Source organism: Facilibium subflavum (genome assembly GCF_003574485.1).
GTDB classification, from domain to species: domain Bacteria; phylum Pseudomonadota; class Gammaproteobacteria; order Francisellales; family Francisellaceae; genus Facilibium; species Facilibium subflavum.
Genome location: NZ_QLIT01000304.1, coordinates 1 through 4,690 on the forward strand (window position 1 = coordinate 1; position 4,690 = coordinate 4,690).

Annotated in this window: 5 protein-coding genes; all 5 read left to right on the top strand. The window is 40.0% G+C overall.

Annotated elements, in window-relative coordinates; genetic code table 11:
• Positions 1-348: glycosyltransferase family 9 protein (locus tag DNK84_RS13555; protein ID WP_162902501.1), on the top strand; the 348-nt coding region annotated here is incomplete at its 5' end.
• A 76-nt stretch (positions 349-424) separates the two neighbouring features.
• Positions 425-1,417 (top strand): zinc transporter ZntB, encoded by a 993-nt coding sequence (locus DNK84_RS13560; protein ID WP_119344996.1) that lies wholly within the window; start codon positions 425-427, stop codon positions 1,415-1,417.
• Positions 1,418-1,581: 164 nt separating this feature from the next.
• Positions 1,582-2,677, top strand: a protein-coding gene (gene prfB, locus DNK84_RS13565; RefSeq protein WP_119344997.1) for a peptide chain release factor 2 whose coding sequence is annotated in 2 segments (ribosomal slippage) — positions 1,582-1,653 and positions 1,655-2,677 — 1,095 coding nt in all. Because the reading frame shifts where the segments join, the coding sequence is not laid out codon by codon here.
• 14 nt (positions 2,678-2,691) lie between these two features.
• Positions 2,692-4,227 (top strand): lysine--tRNA ligase, encoded by a 1,536-nt coding sequence (gene lysS / locus DNK84_RS13570; RefSeq protein ID WP_119344998.1) that lies wholly within the window; start codon positions 2,692-2,694, stop codon positions 4,225-4,227.
• Between the two features lie 182 nt (positions 4,228-4,409).
• The gene (locus DNK84_RS14510) at positions 4,410-4,562 is read left to right on the top strand and encodes a hypothetical protein (protein ID WP_162902112.1); all 153 of its coding nucleotides are present in this window, start codon (positions 4,410-4,412) and stop codon (positions 4,560-4,562) included.
• Positions 4,563-4,690 lie beyond the last annotated feature (128 nt).

Sequence of the window (4,690 nt, forward strand, 5' to 3'; positions counted from 1 at the left end):
AACTTAGTGCCATTAACTCATGATCCCCAATTAAAAAATTATCCTATCATCGATGCAGGCCATTTAATTCACGATTTTTCAGATACAGCGGCAATCATATCCCACCTGGATTTATTGATTAGCATTGATTCTGCACCTATACATGTTGCCGGTGCTTTGGAAAAACCATGCTGGTTGTTATTATCAAAGGTGCATGACTGGCGCTGGTCAATGAATAGTGATAAATCGCTTTGGTACCCAAGCTTACAGTTGTTCAGGCAGCAAAACAGCAATGATTGGGGTGATGTGATGCGAAATATTGATGATAGTCTTGATAAAAAGTTTCCCAATAAGTGTGGGTGGAGCTAATTCAATAAATTTTCTTCTCGTATCTGTAAAACTTTAGCTAAAATTAAAAATCAATAAAGCTCTGCGTGGATGCAATATGGATACAATAACATCAAAATCAGATAAATCTAGCAAAACAACTGACAGTGGACAGTATTATCGGCTTGATGGTCAAGGTGGGGGTGCGGAAATATCCAAGCAGGATATAGATCTCTCTCAGGGGCTGACTTGGGTGCGTTTAACACCATCTGCTGTAAAGGGGTTTTTACGCGAATATCTACCACAAACACCTCATTTTGTAAGTGAGTTGTTATCCGCACATGAGACAAGGCCTAGAGTTACGGTCTATAATGATTGCCTGCTTGCAACCTTTCGTGGGGTAAACTTAAACAAATCAGCTGTGCCAGAGGATATGATCGCAATTCGCTTATGGATTCAAAAAAATGTGATTATTACCGTGCAGCGCAGAAAATTAAGTAGCACTCAAGAGATACATCAGCATCTTGATCAAGGAACGGGTCCTGAAGATATCGGCGAATTTCTCGAGATGTTATTAACAACACTTGTCGATAAAGCTTCTGAGATTATTTCGACAATGGATGACAGCCTGGATAAAATTGAAGATAATACGGTGATTAATTTTACGAAGGTAGATCGAGCGAATTTAAATGAGATACGCAGGCGTATTGTTATTATGCGCCGTCATTTAGTGCCACAAAGAGATGCGATTAATCGTATTCCTATCGATAAGCTTACCTGGTTGGATGAAAAGAATCTCGTGCATTTGCGGGAGATCTCCGACAGTTGCACACGCGCTGTGGAAGATTTAAATGCAGAGCATGAGCGGGCAACAATTATTCATGAAGAGTTATTTGCGATGGTGCAGGAAAAGATTAATCAGAAAATGTATTTATTGTCGATTGTCGCGGTGATTTTCATGCCATTAAGCTTTATCACTGGGCTTTTGGGAATTAATGTTGGTGGTATTCCAGGTGCAAACTTTAAGTATGCATTTTTAATCGTTTGTTTTTTGATGATCATCATTTTTATTGGCCAGTTTATTTATTTAAAGCACAAGAAGTGGTTTTAATTGTCGCCTAAGCTGATTTTGCCTTTTATTGTTTATCAACCATGCTAAATGATCTTTTTGGCATCTATCTGGTATAAATTTTAACAAAAAAATCGCCTGATCTTTTTTGCTGTGGTAGAATATCGATCATTTAAAATGACTGATGTAACAGTAAAGAAGAAACGATGGAAGTAGCAGGTTATAAAGCACAACTTAAAGAGATTTCATCACGTGTAGATGCCCTTAGGGGGTATCTTTGACTTTGATCATAAGAAAGAGCGCTTAACAGAAGTCCTCAGAGAGCTGGAGAACCCTAACATCTGGAATGACCCAGATTATGCGCAAAAACTTGGCAAAGAAAAAACATTGCTTGAGAGTGTTGTAAGCGAAGTTCAAGCGATTATCAGCGGTGTTGAAGATGTTTATACATTGATTGACTTAGCACTAGAGGCAAGTGATGAAAGCATTCTCACTGAGATTGATGCTGAGATTGAGCAACTGGAGCAGGTGCTTAATAAACTTGAGTTTATGCGGATGTTTAGCAATGAAATGGATCCTAATGATGCCTTTTTGGATATCCAGTCAGGCTCAGGTGGAACCGAAGCGCAAGATTGGGCGCAGATGTTAATGCGAATGTATCTTCGTTGGGGTGAGGCGCACGGTTTTAAAACGGAAATTATCGAAGTCTCTGATGGTGAGGTGGCTGGTATTAAAAGCTGTACGATTCGCTTTCAAGGAGAATATGCCTATGGTTGGCTTAGAACTGAAACCGGTGTACATCGTTTAGTGAGAAAATCGCCCTTTGATTCAGGCAATCGTCGTCATACTTCTTTTGCCTCAGTTTTTGTGTCACCAGAGATCAATGATGATATCGAAATTGAGATTAATCCGGCGGATCTGCGTATCGATACTTATCGTGCTTCAGGTGCTGGTGGTCAGCATGTCAATAGAACAGATTCTGCTGTGCGAATAACACATGAACCAACGGGGATTGTCGTGCAATGCCAGAATGATCGCTCGCAACATAAGAATAAAGATCAGGCCATGAAGCAATTAAAATCCAAGTTGTATGAGCTTGAGATGCAAAAAAAGAATGCCGAGAAGGCAGCGCTTGAAGAGAGTAAGTCAGATATTGGTTGGGGCAGCCAGATTCGCTCTTACGTATTGGATCAATCACGTATTAAGGATCTGCGTACTGGTATTGAAAACACCAATACCCAGGCAGTATTAGACGGTGATTTAGATAAATTTATTCAGGCAAGTTTAAAAATGGGGCTATAGAACAGGTGGAAATAATGAGTGAAGAAAAAATATTAACGGCTGAAGAAAGACAAATTGAAGAAAATAGCCAGATTCAAGTGCGTAAAGAAAAACTCAAAGCACACAAACAAAGCCATAATGGTATTGCCTATGCCAATGATTTCAAACCAACTGCAGTTGCAGCGTGCTTGCAGGCACGTTTTGGTCAATTAACAAAACAACAATTAGAAGAAGAAAACGCTAAAGAAGTTGTTAAAATTGCTGGGCGTGTCATGCTTCGTCGTGTGATGGGGAAAGCATCTTTTATCACTTTGCAGGATGTCTCTGGTCGTATTCAAGCGTATGTACGTAAGAATGATTTGCCTGAAGGTCAATATAGTGAATTTAAAAACAATTGGGACTTAGGTGATATCGTTGGGATTGAGGGCACATTGTTTAAGACCAACACCGGTGAGCTATCGGTGCATGCGACAAATATTAAGCTTCTAACCAAAGCATTACGACCTTTGCCAGATAAATTCCATGGTGTTTCTGATCAAGAAATGCGTTATCGCCAGCGTTATGTTGATTTAATTACCAATGAGGAAAGCCGAAAAATCTTTCAAACACGCGCGAAAATGATTCAATTTATTCGTCGTTATTTTGATACGCATCGTTTTATGGAAGTTGAAACACCAATGATGCACGTTATGCCAGGTGGTGCGGCAGCAAAGCCTTTTTTAACACATCACAATGCGCTTGATATGCCGCTTTATCTGCGTATTGCACCAGAGCTTTATCTAAAGCGATTAGTTGTTGGTGGCTTTGATCGTGTTTATGAGATTAATCGCAATTTCAGAAATGAAGGCTTATCAACGCGTCACAATCCTGAGTTTACCATGATAGAATTCTATCAGGCCTACGCTGATTATCAGGATTTAATGGATTTAACCGAAGATTTGGTTCGTAAGATGGCAGAAGAAGTACTAGGTACAACGACGATTCATTATCAAGGTCAAGATTTTGATTTATCAGCTAAGTTTACGCGAATGAGTCTGTTTGATTCTATCTTACACTTTAACCCTGAAATCAAAGCCGAAGAATTAAATGATTTTGAGCAGGCAAAAGCAATTGCAGAAAAATTGGGATTAACGGTTGAACCACATTTTGGCTTAGGCAAAATTCAAACGGAGATCTTTGAAGAAACCGTGGAGCATAAACTGATACAACCAACTTTTATTACTGAATATCCAGCGGAAGTTTCACCACTTGCCAGAGCGAATGATCAAAACCCATTTATCACTGATCGTTTTGAGTTTTTTATCGGTGGGCGTGAAATTGCCAATGGCTTTTCAGAGTTAAATGATTCTCAGGATCAGGCGGAGCGTTTCAAAGCGCAAGTGGCTGCAAAAGATGCCGGTGATGAAGAGGCGATGTTTTATGATGCCGATTATATTCGTGCCTTGGAATATGGCATGCCACCAACAGCTGGTGAAGGCATTGGAATTGATCGTTTGGCGATGTTTTTTACAGACAGTCCATCGATTCGAGATGTGATTTTATTTCCGCATATGCGACCTGAAAGTCACTAAGTAATCTTTGTGTGATCAGCCAAACAGAACGTATTATATCCATCGTGAAACACTTTTCGGTGTTTAGTTGCAATCCAATCGTTCAAATTATAAAACAAAAAATATGACAAAAAGTCATATTTTTTGTTGACGAATCATGAGATTTTGTCTTATTATATTAGTAATATGAAGAGGTGATTATTATGAGTGCGCCAAGCAAAGCTAAGGCAATCAAGCTGGACAATCCAGCCCAGAAAAAGGCTAGCCACCAGTCTGGAACCGAACTACACATAATGCAAGGTAACGAACATTATGAAGCTGTAGTAAGGGCGGTCTATCAGCCACAACGCGAGTGAAGGTATTGAGCCCCGTAATATACCATCGTCGCACCTGATCAAGGTTTTCATATGCCTGAAATCAGCACTACGCAATACGTAAAGGCGAGTATGCGTGGAGGTGTCGGGGTCTGAGTCCGTAGCGGGTA